Source organism: Chitinophaga sp. OAE865 (assembly GCF_040546735.1).
Lineage (GTDB): Bacteria > Bacteroidota > Bacteroidia > Chitinophagales > Chitinophagaceae > Chitinophaga > Chitinophaga polysaccharea_A.
Genome location: NZ_JBEPOF010000001.1, coordinates 2,603,556 through 2,625,716 on the forward strand (window position 1 = coordinate 2,603,556; position 22,161 = coordinate 2,625,716).

General features: G+C 48.0%; 12 protein-coding genes. 6 read left to right on the forward strand and 6 right to left on the reverse strand.

Going from position 1 to position 22,161, the window contains the following annotated elements; all coding sequences use genetic code 11:
- Together ABIE50_RS10660 and ABIE50_RS10665 are read left to right on the forward strand one after the other, a co-directional pair.
- Nucleotides 1-4,026, forward strand: a complete 4,026-nt coding sequence (locus ABIE50_RS10660) for a DUF5977 domain-containing protein (protein ID WP_209863654.1) — start codon at nt 1-3, stop codon at nt 4,024-4,026.
- A gap of 65 nt (nt 4,027-4,091) precedes the next feature.
- Nucleotides 4,092-8,627, forward strand: a complete 4,536-nt coding sequence (locus ABIE50_RS10665) for a DUF6443 domain-containing protein (protein WP_209863652.1) — start codon at nt 4,092-4,094, stop codon at nt 8,625-8,627.
- 61 nt (nt 8,628-8,688) lie between these two features.
- On the opposite strand, the gene ABIE50_RS10670 is transcribed toward ABIE50_RS10665, so the two are convergent.
- The 5 genes from ABIE50_RS10670 to ABIE50_RS10690 form a co-directional block, all read right to left on the reverse strand.
- Nucleotides 8,689-9,633, reverse strand: coding sequence for an endo-beta-N-acetylglucosaminidase H (locus ABIE50_RS10670; RefSeq protein ID WP_209863649.1), 945 nt, complete (start codon nt 9,631-9,633; stop codon nt 8,689-8,691).
- A gap of 161 nt (nt 9,634-9,794) precedes the next feature.
- Complete coding sequence (locus ABIE50_RS10675; protein ID WP_354027957.1) at nt 9,795-11,438, reverse strand: RagB/SusD family nutrient uptake outer membrane protein; 1,644 nt, start codon at nt 11,436-11,438, stop codon at nt 9,795-9,797.
- A gap of 24 nt (nt 11,439-11,462) precedes the next feature.
- Nucleotides 11,463-14,753: a SusC/RagA family TonB-linked outer membrane protein gene (locus ABIE50_RS10680; RefSeq protein ID WP_209863647.1), complete on the reverse strand. Its 3,291-nt coding sequence runs from the start codon at nt 14,751-14,753 to the stop codon at nt 11,463-11,465.
- Between the two features lie 246 nt (nt 14,754-14,999).
- Nucleotides 15,000-16,184: a FecR family protein gene (locus ABIE50_RS10685; protein ID WP_209863645.1), complete on the reverse strand. Its 1,185-nt coding sequence runs from the start codon at nt 16,182-16,184 to the stop codon at nt 15,000-15,002.
- Between the two features lie 90 nt (nt 16,185-16,274).
- The gene (locus ABIE50_RS10690) at nt 16,275-16,874 is read right to left on the reverse strand and encodes an RNA polymerase sigma factor (RefSeq protein ID WP_209863643.1); all 600 of its coding nucleotides are present in this window, start codon (nt 16,872-16,874) and stop codon (nt 16,275-16,277) included.
- Between the two features lie 237 nt (nt 16,875-17,111).
- Here ABIE50_RS10690 and ABIE50_RS10695 point away from each other — a divergent pair, with 237 nt between their 5' ends.
- The 4 genes from ABIE50_RS10695 to ABIE50_RS10710 all read left to right on the forward strand — a co-directional run bounded on the left by ABIE50_RS10695 (nt 17,112) and on the right by ABIE50_RS10710 (nt 20,089).
- Nucleotides 17,112-17,603, forward strand: a complete 492-nt coding sequence (locus ABIE50_RS10695; RefSeq protein WP_209863641.1) for a DUF4240 domain-containing protein — start codon at nt 17,112-17,114, stop codon at nt 17,601-17,603.
- Between the two features lie 21 nt (nt 17,604-17,624).
- Nucleotides 17,625-18,137, forward strand: coding sequence for a hypothetical protein (locus ABIE50_RS10700; protein ID WP_209863639.1), 513 nt, complete (start codon nt 17,625-17,627; stop codon nt 18,135-18,137).
- A 20-nt stretch (nt 18,138-18,157) separates the two neighbouring features.
- The gene (locus ABIE50_RS10705) at nt 18,158-18,523 is read left to right on the forward strand and encodes a winged helix-turn-helix transcriptional regulator (RefSeq protein ID WP_209863637.1); all 366 of its coding nucleotides are present in this window, start codon (nt 18,158-18,160) and stop codon (nt 18,521-18,523) included.
- 867 nt (nt 18,524-19,390) lie between these two features.
- On the forward strand, nt 19,391-20,089 hold the full coding sequence (locus ABIE50_RS10710; protein ID WP_209863634.1) for a DUF4488 domain-containing protein: 699 nt from the start codon (nt 19,391-19,393) through the stop codon (nt 20,087-20,089).
- Between the two features lie 44 nt (nt 20,090-20,133).
- Here ABIE50_RS10710 and ABIE50_RS10715 read toward each other — a convergent pair whose 3' ends face one another.
- Nucleotides 20,134-22,122 (reverse strand): gamma-glutamyltransferase family protein, encoded by a 1,989-nt coding sequence (locus ABIE50_RS10715; protein ID WP_209863631.1) that lies wholly within the window; start codon nt 22,120-22,122, stop codon nt 20,134-20,136.
- Nucleotides 22,123-22,161 lie beyond the last annotated feature (39 nt).

Genomic DNA, 22,161 nt, shown 5'->3' on the forward strand with positions numbered 1-22,161 from the left:
ATGCCCTATTCATTAAAGTTGCTCAGAAAACTATGGATCCTGCCGTGCCTGTGCTTATCCTTTGTGCCCGCATTGGCACAGATAAACGGCGGACTGGTACTGCCATCACCTAACAACCGCTTCCTGGGAAATACAGTGGCGATATCGGCTACCTCCGATGTAGGGGTAGATCTGCACACCGGTACGATGTCTGCCAATATCCCTCTTTGCCAGCTGACGTCGAAGGAATTAACGATCCCGGTTTCCCTCACTTATATTGGAGGAAAAGGTATCAAGGTACAGGACTATGCCAGCCAGGCAGGTCTTGGATGGCTGGTAAATGCCGGGGGCAGTGTAACCCGCGTGGTACGCGCTTTCCCGGATGAACAATCGAATGGATACCTGGGTACGGGTCATGCCGGCCAGCAGGTAGCCAACTGGAAACGCAATGGCGCCGCCTTACCCGGGTCGTTCACATCTACGCCTCCCACCAGCGATGGAGAACCTGATATCTATTTCATCAAAACACCCTACTTCAGTTTCCAGTTTACATTTGATGAAAACGGGAACATTGCGGTGTCTAATAACAACGGCGTTAAGATCATCGCCAAAAATTTTTACAACACCTCCGGTTATTCCGGCAGCTCTTTTGAAGCTATCGACGAAAATGGTACACACTATTATTTCGGTTCTGCCAGCGCTTCAAAAGAATATACAAGCGCCACTATTTATGGCAATTCCAATACCTTCCCCACTACCTGGTACCTGGATAAAATTGTTACGCTCAATGGAAAAGATGTAGCTACATTTGAATATACCGCCGCTCCTGGTAATGATGTGCTTAACCATTATGTAGGCGTTGTTACCTGGGATATATACGGCAATACCAACTGGGATACCACGCACCCTATTGTTACTACGCTGGTGCCGCCAAAGTATGTGTCGAGGATAGTGACCGGCGCAGGTAAAGTGGAATTCAACTATGCGTTCGACCGGCAGGATGAGCCCGGGGCAGCGCGGTTGGTAAGCATTGTACAGTCGTCGTTACTGCCGCCAATGACGCTTAATACGTATTCCTTTAATCACAGCTACTTCGGCTCGCCGTCCACCGATCCCAATATGCTGCGGCTCCGGCTCGACAGTATCCGTGTAAAAGGAAACAACAGCGTCACGGCAACACCCATCACACTGCGCTCATTTACCTATAATACTTCCCATACCATGTCTAACCGCAAAGCATACGCGGAAGTAGACCTCTGGGGATACCAGAATTTTTATGTGCCTAAAGTGTTTACACCATTTCCCAACAACAACCGGAACCCTGATCTCACGGCCGCGCAAATAGGTGTGTTAACGGGTGTAAAGGAACTTAACGGCGGCAGCTGGAACATTACATATGAGCTGAATGATTATAATAAGAACGGTACTAATACTACCGTTGGCGGCCTTCGTGTAAAAAGACTGGCGCAAACCATGCCTAATGGAGAGAACCTGTATAAGGATTATAGTTATGTAGATGCCAATAATCTCTCTACCGGGCAGATCTTCAGTCCCTCTTACACTATCATTGGCTATGCCTGGTCTAACGGGATTAACCAGGTACTTTCTGAATGCCCTTCGGAAGTCTACGATCTGAACGGCAACTTTGTTGGTTATTCATCTGTAAAAGTAACAGAGAAAAATGGGGGATATACGGTAAGTACTTTCTCTAACTTCAGCGACTTTCCTGATATCCTCAACTACCTTACACCCGGCCAGCAGGGCGCTGTTCCGGATGTTACCTCTTCTACCAGTTACGCCTTTAAAAGAGGATTACCACTGAGCGTTACCGTTTACAATGCTGCCAACCAAAAGATCACGGAGGATCTTACGCCGCTTACTGCCTATTCCGTGTTAACAAATCCTGCCACACAGAAAGCATGGGCGTATAAGTGGAATACCGTGTCTTATGCAGTAGGCGGATCTTCCGGCTACAGTTCATATAACACCGTGTATTTTACACCCTATGAGAACTACCAGCTTACGCAGGTAGTGCACAGGGAATACGATCAGCTGCGCCCCGGCACTTATATACAAACCACTACTACTTTCGGATTTTCTCCCGCCAACCTCCGGCAGGTAAAAACAATTACAACCACTGATTCGAAAGGAAAATCCTATGTGAAAACATTGTACCGCTCACAGGATACAGATATACCGCGGCTTGCTACCGGTGAACAGGCGGTTGTTACTTTGCTCGCAAATGCAAATGTTGTCAATCCGGTTATCCATGAAACGGAAAGCAGGAATGGTATTACCCGGGAAATACACAATACTTACACTACTTCTCCATGGGGCAACAGCCAGAATTTGTACCTGACAAAATCTGATCTCTACATGGGCGGTACCGCGGTGAAACAAAAGTTATTTAAGTATGACCCGGCTACCTCCAATCTTTCCAGTGAAAAAATGCTGGGAGGAAAAGCTACTACTTACCAGTATGGTTATGGCGACAATTTACCGGTGGCAGTGATTGATAATGCGGAAGATGCTTTTACGGTTTCTTCAACCATAGTAACGCAGTCGGGTACGCTTACCATTACCCCTGGCCCTTCGTCGGTAACATTTACCCACGATGCAGCCGGTAACATGGTATTCTCTGCTATTCCATCACCGGGAGAAACCTATGGGATCAACTATACTTTAACAGGGCCTTCCAACGCCTCCGGCAGCTTGTGCGTAAGCAGAACTTCCACTACCTGCTCTTACCCGGAAACGGTAACGCTGCCTAATATGCCGGCAGGCACCTATACATTGTACATTACTTCCGGTAGTGGCACATCGAATTATAAGGCGATGGGTTATTCCTATAATTTATTAAAGCCAACGTCAACGGCTACACGCGGGTTTTTCTACCAGGGCTTTGAAAACTATACCATGGGCGGAGCCATAACAGGCAGCGCGCACAGCGGTCGCTCTTATTACACCAGCGCCCAGTATGGGGCATACACCGTTAATTTCCCATTACCGGATACAAGGAAATATTACCTGCAGTACTGGTCATGGGAAAATGGGAAATGGGTGATGAAACAACAGGTGTATACCGCCCCTGTAGCGCTTTCAGGAGTGATAGATGATATCCGGGTATTTCCTTCGGATGCCTTGCTCACCACTTTCAGCTATGATCCGCAGGTAGGTAAAACCGGCGAAACAGATCCCGCCGGAAAAACTACTACCTATGAGTACGACGGTCTTGGAAGGTTGGGTATTGTGAGAGATGATGATAAAAATATCATCACCAAAACCTGTTACAATTACTATGGTCTTCCTGCCGGTTGCCCTGATAACCCGGTTTACACCAGCGTGGTGTATACAAGAACCATAACGAGAAATAACTGCGCCGCAGGATATCAGCCGGGAGATGTAGTATATACGGTGCCAGCCGGAAAATACAGCTCCACCATCAGCCAGGCGGATGCCAATCAACAGGCGGTGAATGAGGCCGATCTGTACGGGCAGGCCTACGCCAATGCCAATGGTACCTGCTCACTGATTTATTATAGTGTGGCAAAAAGCGGAGACTTCACCCGGAACAACTGCTCGCCTGGCTTTAATGGCAGCACGGTTACGTACAACGTTCCCGCAGGAAGATATACATCTATCATCAGCCAGGCAGATGCCGACCAGAAGGCGGTAAATGACGTGAATACCAACGGACAGAATTATGCCAATACCAATGGTACCTGTACTTCTTCACAGGTGATGAAATATGGCTCGCTGTCGTACAACGGTACCACCTCAGCTACCTTCACATCCACACTGGCAGGAGATATTACCCTGAGTGTGAATGGAGAGCCTACCTATTACTTCACCATTTCCTACTCACTTACAGGTGCTGCCAGCAGGAGCGGCTCGCTATGCGCCAGCAGAACCACCTATACCTGTTCATCGCCATCCAGTATTGTATTGAGCAATATGCCGGCCGGAACCTATACCATCAGTATTTCTTCCAGCAGCGGTACTTCTCCATACAGGGTGCTGGGATACAGCTATTGGGGAGCGCCATGATAACAGAGCTGCTTCATTCACCTGAAAAAAGGAATATCGATCCGTTCCAGACAAAAAAAAATATTATGAATAAACGTTTCATGCCATATAAAAATCTCATTACAGTCATCGTACTGATCTGTATGATCTTTCCCCTGCAGGCGAGGGGACAACAAACGCCGCCGGCGCCCTACACCAGCCAGTTACCGGTGAACAGCGTGCGCACCTGGAAGGCAAAAGTGCCGGTGGCAAGTGCTGCATCCATCAGCACAAAAACCAGTGCGGAAGTAGAACAGGTAACCGAGTATACAGATGGTTTGGGACGACCGCTGCAAACCGTTGTAAAACAGGGCAGCCCTGCAGGATATGACCTGGTGATCCCTCATGTATATGATAACTACGGAAGGGAACAGCTGGAATACCTGCCGTTTGCTTCCACTACCAACAATGGCGATCTGAAGCTAAACCCCATACAGCAGCAGGTAGCATTTTACAATACCTATCTTGCCGGGCAAACCGGTGAAACCAATGTTGGCCCAAACAGTTTAAACTGGGCCTACAGCGAGCAAACATTTGAAGCTTCACCGCTTAACAGAACACTTTCAATTCTTGCACCCGGCGCTAACTGGGTAGGTACAGCCACGCATTCAGTGGCTTCCCGCAGTGCAACCAATACCGCTACAGACGCCGTGCAGAAATGGAATGTAGCGGCTGCCCGCGGTAGCTTACCCACCAACGATGGAAGCTATGCCGCAGGTAGTTTGTATAAAACCATCAATACAGATGAACAGGGCCACCAGGTGATTGAATTCACCGATATCTATGGTCAGACCGTACTAAAGAAAACACAGCTTACCGCTGCCGCTGATAACGGGAACGGCAGTGCGCATACCGGGTGGCTGGCTACCTATTATGTGTACGACGACTACGGCATGCTTCGCTACATCATCCCGCCAGCTGTTGTTAAACAGGTAGATGGAACCTGGGCGGTTAGCCAGGCGCTGGCAGATGAGCTGTGCTATCGTTTTGAGTATGATAATGCCGGCCACCTGATTGTGAAAAAGATCCCCGGCGTGGCAGAAGTACGCATGGTGTATGACCAGCTGGACAGGCTTGTGATGCAGCAGGATGGTAACCTGCGCACTGCACAGAAATGGGAATACTTTAAGTATGATGCGCTGGACAGGCCTTTGGAAACAGGGCTGATCACCGATCCCACCAACTATAACAATCTCGATGTTCATCTCACAAATGCCAAAACCAGCACCGCTTACCCGGCAGTAGCATCATATACAAATGAGATGCTGCGCCAGACATTTTACGATGACTATTCCTGGATGAATGCTACCAATTCATCTACGCTCACCGCTACCATCAACAGCACCGCCAACGGAACCGGTAATGCTAATTTTACCACCAGTTATAACACTGCTCCCGACTATGCCCAACCCATGACGCAAAGCATCATGACGGCCGGCCGGCAAACCGGTAGCAAGGTAAAAATCATAGGCGGCACCGGTACGCAATATGAATACACGGTAAATTTTTACGATGCCCGTGGCAATAATATCCAGGTGCAACGCATTAATACAACCGGGGGAACCGACATTGCCACCAGGCAGTACAACTGGGAAGGAAAAGTGGTAGGCGACCTTGCCACACAAAACAAAGCAGGCACCAATCCGCAAACGCATCTGCTCTTCTCCAAAAATACCTATGATGCAAACGGCAGGCTGCTCACCATTACAAAGAAAATTACAACAGGCGGCATCACAGTAAACTCCACCATCGTAGCCAATGCCTATAATGAACTGGGCATGCTTAAAAAGAAACAGCTGGCGCCGGCATACAATGCCAACGCAGGGCTGGAAAGCATGAACTACGATTATAATATCCGCGGATGGCTGTTGGGCGCCAACAGAACTTACCTGGCCAATACCACCCAGAATTATTTTGGCTTCGAAGTAGGATACGATAAAGCAACATCAGTAGCGGCAGGCAGTTCCTATACCAACCCAAGATATAACGGCAACTATGGCGGCGTAACCTGGAAAAGTAAGGGCGATGGCATCAACAGGAAAATGGAGTTCACCTATGATAACGGCGACAGGCTGCTGACAGCGCCTTTCCTGCAAAATTCCAGCGCCGGCACCTGGGATAAAAGTTATATCGATTTCTCTGTTAACAACACGGCATACGATGTTAACGGCAATATCACAGCGCTCAGCAGGAACGGGTTTCAGCTGGGAGGTTCCACCACGATCGATAATCTCACCTACACATACCAGAATACGAATGTGAGCAACAAGCTGCAGAATGTAATGGACAACGCCAATAACGCGCAAACAACGCTGGGCGATTTTCATTACCCTGTAGGGAAAACTGCCGCGCAGATCGATTATACCTATGATGCCAACGGCAATGCAATAACGGATTATAACCGCGGCATTACCAGCAACATCAGCTATAATACGCTGGACCTGCCACAAACATTCAGCATTGGTACCAAGGGAACCATACAGTACCAGTATAATGCGCTGGGAGATAAGGTACAGAAAACCACTACGGAAAATAACGCCACCATCAAATACAATAACGTAAGCTATACCACCAACGTTACTTCTACCACGAAGTACATCAATGGATTTACCTATGGTTCCGTAGCTTACAGCAACGCATCGCTGGCGCCTTTGCAGTATACTGATAAACTGTTGTTCATATCGCAGGAAGAAGGCCGCATCAGGCCCGTTTATAATAACGCAGCTGCTCCCACTGCCATCACAGGGTATGTGTTTGATTACTTCCTGGGAGACCAGCAGGGAAATACCCGCATGGTATTATCCGACGAACAGCAAACAGATATTTACCCGGCAGCCACACTGGAAAATGCTACCTATAACGGCGGCACTGCACAGGCTTTTGAAAGCCAGTTCTACGACATTAAGCCGGCAAATATAAAATCAGCTACCACGCTGCCCTGGCTGGCCAGCGCCTCCGGCGGTACTTACCAGAACCAGAATAATAATGGCAATCCGTCTAATAGCGTAAACCCTTACAGTAATGTTACTGCCAACAGCGATAAGCTATACCTGCTCAACGGGCAAACAGGTGATAAGACCGGTTTAGGTATCACCATTAAAGTAATGGCAGGCGATAAGATCTCTATCCTGTGCAACAGCGTTTGGCATAGTACCGGCGTAGCGCCCACTTCCTATCCCATCACTTCCACGCTGGCATCTTTTGTAAATGCGTTTGCAGGAACCGCAGTAGTTACTTCCAGTTTGCATGGCGTTTCCACCAACCTTAACAGTGTAAGCGCTACTACGGTACCGCTGAATACCATGCTGGGAAGCACCCCCAATCAACCTAACCCAACAGTAGCACCCAAGGCGGCGGTTAACTGGATCCTGTTCGATAACCAGTTCAGGCCCGTTTCCAACGGAACGGACCTGGTGAGCAACCTGCCGGATGTAGTGAAGAAACATTCTTCACTCAGCCAGCCAATGGCGAAGAGTGGCTACCTGTATATTTATTGCAGTAATGAAAGCAACCTGGATGTATACTTTGATAACCTCCAGGTAGTAAATACAAGAGGCCCGCTGCTGGAAGAGACACACTATTATCCTGATGGGTTAACAATGGCCGGCATCAGCGACCGGGCATGGAACAAGCTGCCCAACCGCTATGCTTACCAGGGTAAAGAAATACAGAACGGTGAGTTTAGCGATAACTCCGGGCTGGAAATGTATGATTTCGGTGCAAGGTTCTATGATCCGCAACTGGGTGTATGGCATAGCCCTGATGCAGTGGAACAATACGGTAGCCCGTATATGGCCATGGGAAATAACCCTGCCATGTTTGTAGATCCCGACGGTGATGATCCGCTTACCGTGATCGCAGTGATTGCATTTGCCGCAATATCTTCCGGTTTGCAGAAAGGAATGGCTTATGATATGGCCGGCAAGAACTTCTGGGACGGTATGTGGCGCGGGGCCATCATAGGCGCTGCCACAGCAGCTCTTACCTTTGTGCCGGGAGGTGGCACCTTTGCAGCGCAGGTAGCCATAGGAACGGCGAAAGGCGCGGTGATGGGGGCCATTAACGGAAGCCTCGACGGCTCGCCGGATACCTGGAAGAGCGTGTGGAAAGGTATTAAAACAGGTGCGCTGAATGGAGCTATATCTTCAACCGCATCGGCATCGCTGGAATCTTTCAAGAACTGGAAAGCGGGCTATGGGTGGGGCACCGACGCAGGAAGAATGAACCATATGATCAAAGATTACAAACAGGCGGTGGGCGACCAGGCAAAAATTGCAGCCGGTAATAAACTGGCGGAATACTCCGCAGATAAATTGAAGATAGGAAAACCGGATGTGGGTTTCTCATTGAACCAGAGCGAAGCGGTTACCAAAAATGTGAAGGCAAGAACCATTACTTTGGGGCCGGATGCTTTCAAATATCACGGCTCTTACCTGAGACAAACACTGAAAACAGCGTATAAAGAGTTTATGAAAGAATTTAAGGCAGGTACCCGGTCTATTATCGGGCAGATGGTACTGGACAATATATGGGACCATCGTGGTACCTATGTGGGGCTGTACTATTCCATGTGGAAGAAATGATCACGGGTGTATTAGTAAAAAGAAGGGAGCTGTTTTGAAAAATGGCTCCCTTCTTTTTTTATCAGGGCGTATAAGTAACATTACTGTTGTAAAGGATACTTGAAACACCGGAGAAATAAACATGTTTATCTGTACCGGTAAGATTATACCACAGGTAAACGCCGTAACCGTTGTTCTTTGTTTGCGTAGCCAGCGAGTTGGCAGTGCTCTGGCTGGTACCTTGAATATCCACTGCCGCCGGGCCTAACTGCGCCTTTGTAAGGCCGGCCACATTAGGTACGGAGTAACTACCGTAAATGGCATTCCAGCTGTAGTTGGCGAAGTCGCCCACTTTTTTACCACCCCACGATAACCGGGAAGCAGCCGGGCCATAGTAATAGAACGAAATGATTTTAGAGGGCATTAGTTTGCGCAACTCATCCACCAGCATCACGAAGGAGCTGTCGTTCGGCTGCGTGGTGCCATTGTTGCCGTATTCGGCGTACTCATCATCAAAGTCAATTCCATCCAGGCCATAGTAGCTAACGGTATCGCTAAGCTGTTGTGCAAATGCGCGTGCGGCAGTTCTGCTGGTAAAGTTGCAGAAGCCCGCACCCTGGTGGTTACCGAGGATAGACAGCAATACTTTCATCCCCTTATTTTGCAGGGGTACAATTTGCGTGGCCCGGTTGACCAGCACGTTGGATACATTGGGGTTGTTGTACAGTACCGCTTTACGGGTAGTGGTATTGTAGTTGATATTGGCCGCGAAAATAATGGCAATATCAAACAGCTGCTGCCCGCCGGTAGTTAACGTGTATTTGCCGGTGTTTAGTAAGCTGTTGTTGTTTACTTCCACATAGCAAACGGAAATTCCGCCGGCTTTGGTAACGGTTTCTACATGCGCGCCGGTAGTGTTGTGCTCCGGAATGCGGGTGGCATTTTCTTTTTTACATGCGGTGAAGAAAAGGGCGGCGCACGCCGTTCCTGCGGCCAATAGCCGTAGGGAAGGAAATTGTTTTTTCATACTCGAATGAATGTTTAAATGATTAAGAAATCCGGGTTCAAATTTGGGTTACGGGTTTTCCGGTCTGGTGGCTCTTATAACAAACTATGCTCAGGTTAACTTTGAATATCAGGATATAGGGCTGCCGGCTATTAACCGGCAGCCATGTAATGAAGTGCTTTTTATTTTCCGGTATCCCACCAGAGACGGGTACCACCGTTATCTGCCGGTGTGCTCAGCAGCTGCACAGCAGCCGCAACTGTAGCAGGATTGGTGCTATACTCATTTTGCGGGAACGGCAGTCTGCGGATCTGAACACTTGTTGAGATGGTATTACCGCTATTGTTATTCACTACCGGGAATAGTTTGGGATAACCGGTACGGCGGAATTCTGTCCATGCTTCCTGTCCTTCAGGGAACATAGCGATCCATTTTTGGGTAATGATGCGTTCCAGCTTCCGGTCGTCTGCAACCCCTTCTTCCCATTTAATTGTAATAGTAGATGGTTTACCAGGTGAGTTATTGGCAGTGTTTTTAGGATCAGTATAGGCATCCGGGGTACTTTTATCATCTGCTATATAACCCGGTGCGCTTACCTGCCATTGCGTCATGGAAGTAGTAATACCCTGTTCATACAGTTGCTGCACACTTCCGCCTGCATTGCTCCAGCCTTTTAAAGCTGCTTCTGCACGCAGGAAATATACCTCTGCAGCAGTCATCACCTGCATAGGTGTTTTCAGCGTAAACGCCGGAGAGGCGCCATCATCCGTATTCAGGGAAGAATAGGTCTGGTATTTTGATTTATCTACCAGGCTGCCGATGCGTATGCCTTTGTATGTTCCTTTCAGGGCGGTAGCCGGATCGGTGGCTTTATCCATATATCTTGAAATCCTTGGGTCTTTGTAACCTGACAGGTAACATTGAATGGAAGCGCCGATACGAATATCTGCCCAGTTTTTCGCGATGAAAACGAGCGGGTTGGTAAAGTCGCCGGTAATCTTTACGGTCATGGCATCTGCATTATCAGTTATAACACCGCCGTTAGCAGGATTCAGTGCCTTTTCGCCTTCCGTTTTAGCGGTAGCAGGATCTACTTTTGAAATGTGCATAGCCAGGCGCAAACGCAGGGAATTGGCAAAGCGCAGCCACTGGCTAAAGTTGCCGTTATACACTACATCGAAGGTGGAGAAATCAAATGGAAGCGTAGCGCCGCTGCTGATCTGTGAACGTAAGCTTGCGGTAGCATTGTCCAGCTGCACAAAAAATTGTTTGTATATATCCTGCTGGCTATCGTAAGGAACGGTAGATAAGCCCTCACCCACACGGCTATACGGAATGGGTCCATAGATATCAGTTACACGGCTCATGGCAGTGACCTGTACTATCTGCGCCACCGCCCATACAGCAGGGTAGTTTTTATCTAATCCGCCGTTCCTCAGCTTAACTACCGACGACATTACATTCAGGTAACCTACTTTGTAAGCCTCCCCATTCCAGCCCGGCACTAAACCATAATTGGTGTTATTGGAACTGCTGAACGGGTTAGGCGTCATAAAGTAACCGGAAAAGCAATCTGCATTCAGGTTCTGTTGTACCTGGTAGGAGTTGGGGTCGCCTCCGCCGGAAAAGTTGAGTATAGACATCTCTGCAGTTTTGAGCAGGCCCAGTGAATTAAAGTCCGGCCCAAGCTGTCCATCAGTAACACCGGTATTATCCGTATTATAACGCTCAAAGTTTTTTGTACAGGCACTCATCCCGGTTACCAGGGCGGCAGTAGCTACCAGCAAACCTGATCTGTAACGCTTCATTTTATTATACAGTTTCATTGTTTTCAGTTTTTCGGTAAATGATTAGAAAGTGGCATTTAAAGTAACGCCATAACTGCGGCTGGCAGGTAACATAAATACATCCACACCACCAAGTCCGTTGGCGGTAGACATCGCCTGTTCAGGATCAAACGGTGCTTTCTTAGAGAAGTAGAACAGGTTACGGCCGTTGGCAGATACCTTCAGTGCTTTCACTGCATTGCTCTTCAATGGAATGGTATAACCCAGTGATGCTTCTCTTAACCTTACCGTAGTAGCACTGTACATATATTCACTTGAAGCGCCGGTTCTGCCGCCTACTACATTATACCATTTCTCGGCATCTACGGTAGTAACAGGCTGTCCGTTTTCATCTACGCCATTTACTTTTACACCTCCTGCATCACGCGCTGCTCCGGAAACAGCTGAAACGCCGTAACCATCCATCATCGACTGTGTTACAGACATTACCTGCCCGCCAAATTTGCCATCTATCAGGAACGATAAAGTAAAGTTGTTATAAACGAAACTGTTGTTCCAGCCCAACTGCCATTTGGTATTGGCGTTGCCCAGATACTGCATCTGGCCGCCGGCAAGGGAAGGCGCCCCATCTTTATTAATAATCACACGACCCTGCGCATCACGGTTCAACACCGTACCGTAAATATCGCCAAAGGAACCACCCACTTTAAACTCGGAAGCGTAGTTGGCGCCGCTGCCACCGCCGGGCAGGCTGAAACGGTCTACATACGGCGACAGGGAAACGATCCTGTTGTCGTTCACTGCATAGTTGATGGCAGTATTCCATTTCAGTTTGGTGTCATGTAATACATCATACCGTATCATCGCTTCTACGCCCTGGTTCTGGATATTGCCGGCATTAATAAAGTAGGTATTCGCCAGGGTAGCATACGGTGCTGCAATTTCCATCGTCTGGTTGGTGGTATTCGTTTTATAGTAAGTGAGATCCACGCTCAAGCGGCTGTCGAAAAAGCGCCATTCTGTACCTAATTCCAGCGACTTGGTTTTTTCAGGTTTCAGGTTGGTAAAGGGCACCTGGGTTCTCACTGAAAAGTTACCGCCGGTGATCAGTGTATTGTCTGGTGTATTACTCTGGTAAGCCAATGGTGAATTACCCACAATAGCGTATGATCCACGGATCTTACCATAGGTAATCGCTTTAGGCATCTTCAGCAGCTGGCTCAGGATCACATTTAAACCCGCAGATGGATAAAAGTAAGATAGCTGATTGGTAAACGCCAGGTTCGAAGCCCAATCGTTACGTGCTGTAAGATCAAGGTATGCCCAGTCTTTATAAGAAATATTCACGCTCCCAAAAACAGACTGCCACTGGCTGTGTTTCTCCTGTAAAGTACCGGAGTTGCGGGCATTCAGCGTTTTCATGTTTTGTATAGTGAATATATTCGGAAGCCACAAACCTTCCTGTCCAGCCACCAGGTAATCACCTTTTGTTTTCACATCGCGGATGCTACCACCCACCAAACCGGTGAAGTGAAGGTTGTTGGCCGGGATGTTAAAGTTGGCGATGAGGTCGCCGTATTGCTGGGTAGTGGTATTGTTGTTATAGTTGTATCCCCCGTTTTTAGATGCCAGCGTAGCCTGTGTACCTGCATATATTTTTTGTTCATATACATCATTGATCCGGTCAATGCTTCCTCTTCCCTGTACATTCAGCCAGCTGTTGATGTCGTACTTCAGGCTGGCATTAGCCAGGATCCTGTTCCTGTTAAGGCTGTTGGTGTTCCGGTTGAGGATCCACCAGGGGTTTTGCTGAACATCTTCGGAAAACGGCCAGTTCTGCACCATCAGGTTATTTCTTGCCGGATCAGGTACTTCATAATTGTCCCTGTATGGGCTGATATCAACACCGCGGGGAAACAGGTATAAGCCGGTAAGCTGGTTGAAGTAAAAACCTGATAAAGGAGTGTTGTCAATTTTCTGGGTCATGTAATTCACATCTGCAGAAGCAGTGAGTTTATCATTCAGAAAACGTCCTGTTTCTTTAAAGCTCAGGTTATGACGGCCCAGTTTATTGCCCACTTCCAAACCTCTTGCGGAAGTATTGGCGTAGGAAAAATAGGTTTGCGCTTTATCAGAACCGCCCGCCAGGCTAACAGCATTGGTGAAGTTGTTGCCTGTCTGGAAAAAATCAGACACATTATCAGCCGCACCGCTGATTTTACTGCCCCAGCTTTTGGTAGTATTATTGGGATCCTGGCCATAGTTATTCTGGAACTTAGGCTTGTAAGCCGCCTGGCTCATCGTAAAGCCGGAGGATACATTAATAACGGTACGACCCGCTTTACCACTTTTAGTGGTAACAATGATGACACCATTGGCGCCCTGGCTGCCATAAAGTGCGGCTGCAGATGCACCTTTCAATACGGAAATGCTTTCAATGTCTTCCGGGTTGAGGTTGGAGATCGGGTCGCCTCCATCGTAGGAGGTGCTGCCACCATAGATACCGATTGGCTGGTTGGTGATGGTGTTATTCATCGGTACCCCGTCGATCACATACAATGCCTGGTTGCTTCCCAATCCTGATTTGCTTCCGCGCAGGATCACCTTAGCAGAACCGCCCACGCCGGAAGCGCTGGAGGAAATAGTTAAGCCTGCTACTTTACCGTTCAGGGTATTTACCAGGTTGGGGTCTTTGGCTTTGGTAAGCTCCAATCCATCCAGTTGCTGGGTGGAGTAGGTGATGGATTTCTCCGATCTTTTAATACCGAGGGCGGTTACCACTACGGCGCCCAGCTGGCTGTCCTGGATATCCAGCGTTACCTGGATGTTGGGATCATTACCCACAGTTACCTGCTTGGTTTCATAACCAATGATGCTGATGATCAGCACATCACCGGGATTGGCAGCCAGGTTAAAAGCACCCTGCACATTGGTAACAGTTCCCTTATTGGTGCCTTTTACCTGGATAGATGCGCCTACGAGTGGCTGACCTTTGGAGTCAGTCACCTTTCCCTGTATATCAACAGTAACAATGGCCGCTTCGGAAGGCGCTGCTGCTTTGACTTTCGGGCTGATGACAATCGTTTTGTCTACAATATTATAATTAAACAGTTTGTTGTTCAGGCAGGCATTCAATACCTCTGTGAGGGAAGCCTGGTTCATGTTCAGGTTAACCGGGGGAGCTTTCTCCAGTAATTTTTCATCGTAAACGAATTCATAACCTGTCTGGCGGCTGATGCTGTTGAAAACATCGTACAGGGGAAGACGTTTCCCTTTGATGGTAACAGACTGGGAGAATGTTTTGGCGCTCAGATTAAGGGTGAATACCAATGTGAGTATTGCAGTTAATCGCATAATCAACAGTAATTTTCTTTGCATACGTCCTCCTTTCCCGGGGACTTTGCAGGTACCAAGTAGTTCCATACTTTTGTGTTGTTGGCTTAATAATTCAATTTTCTAATCGATTCAGGGAGTTGGATTGCCTTCTATAGCCGGGAGCATTGCAGTGCTTCCGGTTTTTTTGCAACCGGCAGTGGAATTAGTTACGTCTTCATAACCTAATAAAATTTAAAATGATCAATTCATAAGTGGACAAATAGTTTACTGCTGTGGGTCGTATGGTGTTACCACTACCCGGTTGTCGTTAATATCAAAGTGAACCAGTTTTGTTGCCGATAGAATCTTTAATAAAGAAGCTGCATTTTCTCTCCGGGAAATAATCCCTGTTAAACGTATATCCGACAGATCGCCTTCATAGGCTACTTCTATATTGTACCACCTGGCCATCTGGCGCATGATGGTTTGTATGCTGGTATTACGGAACCTGAATTTGCCGTCTTTCCAGGCCAGGGCCTGTTCCAGGTCAGCTTTTTCGATGGTGAATGCATCGCTGCCGGCGCTCAGTCTGCCGCCAAAGCCGGGTTGCAGCATGCTTTTGCTGCTGCCATACACCAGTTGAACAGCGCCGGTTTCCAGGGTAGTGGTAATGGCCTGCTCATCGGAATAGGCCATGATATTGAAACTGGTGCCCAGCACATTTACTTCCATGCCGGGATTATCTTTTACTTTCACTTTAAAAGGCTGCTGTGCATTGGCCGCTACCTGGAAATAACCTTCCCCGGAAATCTCCACCAATCGTTCCTTCCCGGTAAATGCAGTAGGAAACCGGATGCTGCTGGCCGCATTCAGCCATACCAGGGTGCCATCTGCCAGTGTAAGCTGGTATTGGCCGCCACGGGGCGTTACTACCGTATTATATACAATATCCCGTGCGGTGCCATCTGCCTTATAGGCCAGGCCCTGTGCCGAATTGGTGATGCTGCTGTTGCCCTGCCTGGCCAGTGCGCCTGTGTTGGCGCTGTCCAGCGGAATAGTGCTGCCGTCTGCCAGTACCAGCACGGCTGTATTGGTGCCGGGCGCCAGGGGATTGGATTTGCGGGCTGCAGCTATTACCGGTTGTTGCTGCCGGTTCATATAAATGGCGCCGGTAAGCAGGGTAGCTCCCAGTAAGGTGGCTGCCGCAGCATACCACACTACCCGGCGGGTTTTACCGCCTGTTGCAGGGGAGGGCGTTTGCAGGATCTGCTGTAAAACGGCTTCACCATCTTCCTCCGTCCAGCCGCTTTGCGGGGTCCGGTTGTTGTACAGGGCCGACAGGATATCTGCTTTGATCTCCGGCTCATAATCGTTACCGGCAATTATCTCTTGAAAGCGCAGCAGTTCTTCCTGGCTGATCCGGCCATTCTTATATTTATCAAGTAATAACTGTACTTCCGTCATGGACATTATCAGCGTTTTGGAAGGTGATTTGGGGTAAAGACGAGCAACCGGCAAAAAAGGAGTATCCGGAGCGAAAATTTTTTTTTCGGAGAATAATTATTTCCGGAGAAGGAGTAAAAACAGTAAGAAGGGAACAATATCATTTTGCAGACGTGCCTTTACAAAAGCCCGTACAGCGTGCATGGCAAGGCTCATCTGCTTTTTCACGGTATGCACCGAAATATTCAGCTGCCGGGAGATTTCTTCATTACTCCAGCCCTGTTTGCGGGCCAGGTACACTTTTTTCCGTTCCGGGGGAAGGCCGGATACCGCTTTGTCCAGTATAGCGTCGTATTCCCGCTGCAACAGCAGGTGGTCGGTATCATTTTGGGCCTCCGGCTGGTTTCTGAGATGGAAATCATGGGCTTTAAGCCGCACTACCTGTTTTTTGAAACCATCGTAAATATGATTCCGGGTGAGGATAAACAGGTAATCCTTGAATTGTTTTACCTGCTGCATATCGGCTTTTTTCAGCCATACCTTCATAAATACTTCCTGCACAATTTCCCTGGCCAGGCCACTGTCTCTCAGGTAAAGCATGGCCACATCATATACCTGTCCGCTGTAATGCCTGAACAGGATAGTATATGCGTCCCCGTCACCCAAGGCAACCTTTTGCAGCAAATCGCGTTCATCAGTCAAGGAAATGTCTGGCAAAGCTGGAAGTTTAGTACCCTCACGAAAACAATAACAAAGTAAATTTAGGGGACCGGGAATTAATAATAAAATAATTTATGCGGAAGGGAAGTTTTGATAAAGGGATGGAGAAGAAAGAAAATTATTGCGTATTTTCAGGGCATGCAGGTTCACCAACCGTTGATTTCACTACGCATTTACACTGCGTTTCCGGGATATATCTTACACCTGATTCTTAATGACCATTAATTCTACCTTATGAATGACCTTAAATTCTGGCAGATTATTGAAGAAGCGTGGGCAGCATCACCGGCCTTACTGGAAATGCGCAATACGGCATTGAAAACCAATGATGCCATATTGATCGAAGACCTGACCGGTGAACTATACGGCGCTATCACCAATAATATCCGGGATATCCTTTTGCAACTAGATAAGAAGGAGCTGACAGGATTTAATCATATCATGGAAGAGAAATTATTTCAGATCGACCGGGAAGATATTCATGCCTACACAGACGGATCAGACGATGGCTTCCTTTATTGCCGGTGTTTTATAGTAGGAATGGGAAAGGATTATTACGAAATGATCAGCGAAAACCCGTCAAAAGCTACCTGCGATGCGGAGGCTGAAATTGTAGGATTTATCGGGTACGTTGTGTACCAGGAATTATTTGGAGAGGAATTTGAAAGGTATACAAAACATAGCATAGAAACCTGCTCCAATACCATTGGATGGAGTAAAACCTAGTTTTAAATAACCTGTCTTATTATGAATGGAAAAACCTGTAATATAAATATAGATCGTGCACACGCACGTGCTGTTACCCTGATAGCGGAAGACTTCTTCTGGAACCCAACTGACCACCTGGCGCCTTTCGGATCAGATGAAGGAGACACAGGACTGATCCTGTTCCGGGAGTGGCGCCGGCAACACCCTGCCACACCAACCATTGAATATCTGAAAAAGACCATTGAATCAATAGGGAAAATGGCATTTGAAGATTATAATGAAACATTGCTCGACAGGGACCTGATCATACAAATGAGAGAAGACCCGGCATTTGATGATTACCGGTTTATTTTTACATTGGATGTTTTATTGATTGCCGCCGGATTCGGACAACTGGCAGATGAAGGCATCATTGAAGCCGCCAACAAACCAGTGATCAATACCGCCCTGGAACGGCAGATAGCCTGGGCGCAGCTAACAGAAAGCTGCTCATACGCAGAACAGCATATCGGCTATCTGAATATCCTGAAACAGGTATTGGAAGAGGCATAACAGGATTACACGCATCACTTATGATCAAACTCAACGATAAAATATATACCTGCCCGGTAGATGTAACACTCGGATTTATTGGCGGTAAATGGAAACTGTTAATCCTGTTTCAATTGCATTTTTTTACAAAAAGAAGCTATGCCGAAATCAGGGATAACCTGCCTGGTGTCTCAGAAAAAATGCTCAGCCAGCAACTGAAAGAACTGGAACATGATAAATTGATCGGGAAAAATACCCTTTCCGCCAAACCATATCGGGTGGAGTACTTCTTAACAGCAGAAGGTAAATCACTCAGCCCCCTCTATGAATTCGCCAGTGAATGGGGAATTGCTTATCTTAAAAAATATGGCATCGATTATATCCAGGACCAACATCTCTACAAATAAAAAAAAGAACGCCATTTTTAGATAACTTCCATGGGCTGATACACTCCCTTTGGAAAAATATTAATACCGGCGCAGCTTTTACCTGCAACGGGAACAGCCACACACCTGGAAATTAAATTTATAGCCGCAAGAATAAATATTAAAGAACAACGCATTGTCCGCAGTACTTCATCTACCATCATTATTGATCTCAGCACGCCTTTCAATGGTGCCGCACTGGAAGCTGCGGTGCCGGGAAACGGGACACTGATACTGGTGCTGCAAACAAGAACATATAACGGGCAGGAGGCAACAGGAAACCGCCGCTTCATGGCAGCAGATATAATTGGCATAATACCATCCCGCCCATTAAAGAAAAAAATTAATAGTATTCCCAGCCTTCACAAGCTTCCTTACAATACTCCGCATACATGTTTGCCGTTGCGCTCAATGGATCGTGAGAATAAGAGCGGCATTCGCCTCATCACACCACTGGCCACGGAATGGCAACTGGAGTGAATACCGCTCTTTCGCCGCACAAACAATCATACCGGGAAGCCCTCCCGGCAGCCCCCTGTGTCATCCACTATAAATTGCATCATTTTTGTAGGCAATAAGCACGCTTTATATAATAAAAACCAGGGCATCGGGATCATAAACGAAGATATCTGTACATAAAAAGTCGTGGCGCCCGTTCCTGTTCCTAATAAATATCACTCCTGCATCAAGTCCACCTTTACTGCACGTGCATAGTATCTCCCAGGTATTCCCACAGCATATCCGCAGTATAGACTAAGTATCAGCCATGTATTTCCCACATACCAAACTGGGTGAACCCGCTTAATTACTGCGTTTGTTTCCTTATCTTAAGAAAACAAATGTTACGTTATGAAAAAACTACTCCTGTTATTTACGTTATGTTGCTGCTGCCTGGGTATTCTCAGGGCAGAAGACTCACCCATCGGCGCCTGGAAATCCACCTCGGGAGAGGTAACCAGTGTGCTGCTCATCACTCCCACCTGGTTTACAGTTACGGATTATGATAGTCAGCGCTTCATCAGCTCATATGGCGGTTCATGGAAACAGGCCGGTGATACACAGGTGGATGTAACCATTCATTTCAATACAGCCAATGCATCGCAGGTAGGACAAAACACCACGGTGCCGGTAGGCATGGAAAACGGGCAGCTGATCACCAGCAGTCCCGGCGGGGGAAAACAGGAATGGACCCGTATTGATGATGGCGTTGGTCCGCTGGCTGGCAGCTGGCAAATCACTTCCAGGGAAAGGGATGGAAAAATGACGCCTATCCCCAACGGCGCCAGGCGCACCATGAAGATCCTTACCGGTACCCGTTTTCAATGGGTGGCCATTAACCAGGAAACAGGAGAGTTTTTTGGCTCCGGCGGCGGAACCTATACTTTTGAAAACGGTACCTATACAGAAAAAATTGAGTTCTTTTCCCGCGACAGCTCCCGTGTAGGCGCATCATTGTCTTTTAAAGGCAGTGTAAATGGCAACAACTGGGATCATAGTGGCAAAAGCTCAAAAGGAGATCCCATTCATGAAATATGGACCAGGGAATAAATTGTTTTACCATTTATTCTCTTCATAGAAGCGTGGTAATTCTCTTACCACCCTATTCCATAATCCTCACCGTGATTACTGCTGCCGCCCCATAAACTGCCATGCGCACGATCTATGTAAATGGCGTTTATGGGGCCGCTGGTACGCTCTCCGAAAGTAAGATGATAACCCATTTGTTCCAGGGCCTTCCGTGTTTGCTCGGAGGTGTTGTTATTGAGCAGGATGCTTCCGGGACGAGGCTCACGGTCCTGGATAGTAGTACCGCCTAAAGACAACCACAACTGGTTGGTATTAATATTCGCCGCTTCAGAAGCCTGTTGCACCGTCATTCCAAATTCTACCACATTCAGGAAAAACTGTAACAGGTTCTGGTCCTGCGTATCGCCGCCCTGCACGCCAAAAGCCAGGAAAGGCTTGCCGTCTTTCAAAGCCATGGAAGGCGTTAGCGTTACCCTGGGGCGTTTGCCGGGAGCAATCACATTAAAAGGACATACAGCGGAATCCAGCACAAAACTTTGCGCGCGCTGGCTCATACCGATACCGGTTTTGCCTGCAATGCAGGCGGGGAGCCAGCCGCCGCTCGGAGTGACAGATACCACCCATCCGTCTTTATCCGCTGCTTCCACGCTGGTGGTGCCGCGCCACAGCCTGTCCATATAGGCGCTGTCTGGTGTATTGGCTGCGTACGGGTTGTCAGACTGTATTGCGTTGGCGGTATTTGATAGCATCTTATTGGTTGCATAAGCCTGGTTTGCATCGCCTTGCGGCATCAGCATCGTAGCATCATGTTTGGGAACAAAGCCGCCGGGCTTGCGGCCGCTGCTGGTATCCTGCAACAATTTCCGTTCCTGTAACAGGTGCAGGTACGGATTGGTTTTACCCATGAACGGATACGGATCGCCCGGGCCTGCCGCTGCATCATTCTGCGTAAGATTGATCTGTTTTGCCCTTGCCTTTGCATATTCCTTGCTCAGCAATCCTTTAATAGCAGGATTGGTATTGAACGCAGGATCGCCATAATAAAAATCACGGTCTGCGAAAGTAAGGTTCATGGTTTGATATAACGTATGGATATATTCAGTGGAATTATATCCCATTGATTTCAGGTTGAAATTTTCCAGGATATTAAGGCTTTGCAGCAGCATGGGGCCTTGCGTCCATTCCTGCAGCTTATACACTTCTATGCCCTTGTAATTAATATGCAGGGGCTCTTCTTCCACCGGTTTCCAGCGGGCCAGGTCTTCCATGGTGATCAGGCCACCCTGTTCCTGGCAGCCGCGTACAAATTCTTTGGCAATATCTCCTTTGTAGAACCGGTCGTATGCTGCCATGATGGCTTCTTTCCTGCTTTTGTGCTTACGCAGCGCTTCCTGTTCTGCCTCTACCATTTTTGTGAGGGTAGCCAGCAGGTCTTTCTGCACAAAAATTTCCCCGGCTTCCGGGGCTTCTCTTTTTTCCCCGGGATGTGTGAGGAAAACAGCTTTACTGTATGGCCACTGGTTAATATATTTTTTCCCGCGTTCAATGCTATTCGCAGTTTGAGCTTCTATGGGATAACCGGCCGCCATTTCCATGGCAGGCGCCAGCACCTGTTTTAAGCTCATGGTACCGTATTCTGCCAGCATGTAGCATAATCCCCCGGCGGTTCCTGGCGTTACGGCTGCCAACGGGCCGTATTCAGGCGGAAAGTCGTATCCCTTTCCTTTATAAAATGCCGGTGTGGCGCCGGTGGGGGCAACACCCAGCGCATTGATGGCAATTACTTTCCCGGTTTTAGGGTTATAGATCAGTGCCTGCGTTTCCCCGCCCCAGCTCAGCACATCCCACATGGTACAGGTAGCGGCCAGCATGGCGCAGGCAGCGTCTACGGCATTGCCGTGCTGCTGGAAGATCATAGCGCCGGCGGTGGCAGCCAGTGGTTTGCCGGTTACGGCCATCCAGTTTTTACCATGCAAAGGTGGTTTCTGTGTTTGCTGTGCCTGCATGCCGGTATAACAACCCAACACGAACGAAAGGAGGAGGAAGCGTTTCATCGGGCTAATTTATAGATTTACGGATTAAAAAAATCCGGA

Bases quoted from the DNA above. Each gene is read 5' to 3' on its own strand.
- ABIE50_RS10660 (WP_209863654.1), top strand. From the start codon at position 1: ATGCCCTATTCATTAAAGTTGCTCAGAAAACTATGGATCCTGCCGTGC.
- ABIE50_RS10665 (WP_209863652.1), top strand. From the start codon at position 4,092: ATGAATAAACGTTTCATGCCATATAAAAATCTCATTACAGTCATCGTA.
- ABIE50_RS10670 (WP_209863649.1), bottom strand. From the start codon at position 9,633: ATGAAAAAACAATTTCCTTCCCTACGGCTATTGGCCGCAGGAACGGCG.
- ABIE50_RS10675 (WP_354027957.1), bottom strand. From the start codon at position 11,438: ATGAAACTGTATAATAAAATGAAGCGTTACAGATCAGGTTTGCTGGTA.
- ABIE50_RS10680 (WP_209863647.1), bottom strand. From the start codon at position 14,753: ATGCGATTAACTGCAATACTCACATTGGTATTCACCCTTAATCTGAGC.
- ABIE50_RS10685 (WP_209863645.1), bottom strand. From the start codon at position 16,184: ATGTCCATGACGGAAGTACAGTTATTACTTGATAAATATAAGAATGGC.
- ABIE50_RS10695 (WP_209863641.1), top strand. From the start codon at position 17,112: ATGAATGACCTTAAATTCTGGCAGATTATTGAAGAAGCGTGGGCAGCA.
- ABIE50_RS10700 (WP_209863639.1), top strand. From the start codon at position 17,625: ATGAATGGAAAAACCTGTAATATAAATATAGATCGTGCACACGCACGT.
- ABIE50_RS10705 (WP_209863637.1), top strand. From the start codon at position 18,158: ATGATCAAACTCAACGATAAAATATATACCTGCCCGGTAGATGTAACA.
- ABIE50_RS10710 (WP_209863634.1), top strand. From the start codon at position 19,391: ATGAAAAAACTACTCCTGTTATTTACGTTATGTTGCTGCTGCCTGGGT.
- ABIE50_RS10715 (WP_209863631.1), bottom strand. From the start codon at position 22,122: ATGAAACGCTTCCTCCTCCTTTCGTTCGTGTTGGGTTGTTATACCGGC.